The sequence below is a fragment of the Sphingomonas echinoides genome (genome assembly GCF_029623395.1).
Lineage (GTDB): Bacteria > Pseudomonadota > Alphaproteobacteria > Sphingomonadales > Sphingomonadaceae > Sphingomonas > Sphingomonas echinoides_A.
On the sequence record NZ_JAPYKK010000084.1, the window covers coordinates 1 to 1151 of the forward strand.

Sequence of the window (1151 nt, forward strand, 5' to 3'; positions counted from 1 at the left end):
GTGCCTCAGCGGATTGTGACGTCCATCGTGACGCGGCGGTTGACGGGGGCAACTTCTTCGTTGGTGGTCATGTCGAGCAGGGGTCGCCCGTCCGCAGTCCAATGCGTGCGACGAACGCGCGCATCTCGGCCGTCGCCGCCGACACGATTGCCCCAGCTATGGTAGACATAAAGGTCGTTGCCGTCCTCGTCAGTAGTGAAGGCACCATGGCCCGGTCCCTGTTCGTAGCGGCGATAATCTGTGACCCCTGCGGGCATCGGCACGCTTTTCTGGAGTGGTGCCGCCCATTTGCGCCACGAAGCGATCCTGGTCAGATCGGCGTCCAGAGGCGCGGAGACGCCGTTGACGACATAGGTCGGACTGACCCCGGAGCTGGAATAGACGAGCGTCAGCCGTCCGTCGTGCTGGAGCGCGAACGCGCCTTCGGCAAGGTTCTCCTCGACCGAGGTCTCGGGCGCTATGACCGGGGTTGGCTCGCTGGCAAGGCGCGTCGGATGCGAAGGATCGACCTTGGCGATCCATGTCAGCGGGTCGCCCAACGCTCCAGCGGTTGGCAGATAGCGTTGCGACCATGTGTAATAGCTCTGACCAGCGACTTCGAGGTAGGACATGTCGAGACTGATGTTGCTCGGCATCTCGGCGCGGCCGAGCCGTGCGCCGTCGGCCTTGTGAATCGCCGCGGGCCTCGACCAGTCCGCAGGATTGGCGGGGTCGCCGCCGTCGCGCAGTTGCATGATGTGCGATTCGACCGTGAACCACGCGCCGCCTTCGTTCGACGTGGTGTCCTTTGGATTGAAGCAGGGCGCGAAAAGGATTGAGAGCTTGCCGCCGATCTCGTGCAGCTCGGGTGCCCAATAGCAACCGGCAATGACGCGGCCCTCGACGGTGCGGTCGCGGCGGGTACGACGATTGAGCAAGTCGACCTCCCGCGCGCGGCCGCCATGGTCGTCGGCGAGGTCGGCGATCGTCCCGGCGACCCGGATAGGCAGGTGCGCGGAGCCGACATTGTCGTTGTTCGTGTCGTCGGTTGCGACGAAGAGGTAGCGGACGCGGCCGTTGCGCTCCCAGCGATAGATGTCGGGATCGGCGCGATTATAGGCGAAGATCGCCGGATAGCTGCGCTGGCGGACGGTGCCGTGGACGACGAAGCG

Annotated in this window: 1 protein-coding gene; it reads right to left on the reverse strand. The window is 65.0% G+C overall.

The genetic code is table 11. From position 1 onward, the window contains the following. Nucleotides 1-5: 5 nt before the first annotated feature. Nucleotides 6-1151: family 43 glycosylhydrolase (locus QBJ92_RS20550; RefSeq protein WP_277971546.1), on the reverse strand; the 1146-nt coding region annotated here is incomplete at its 5' end.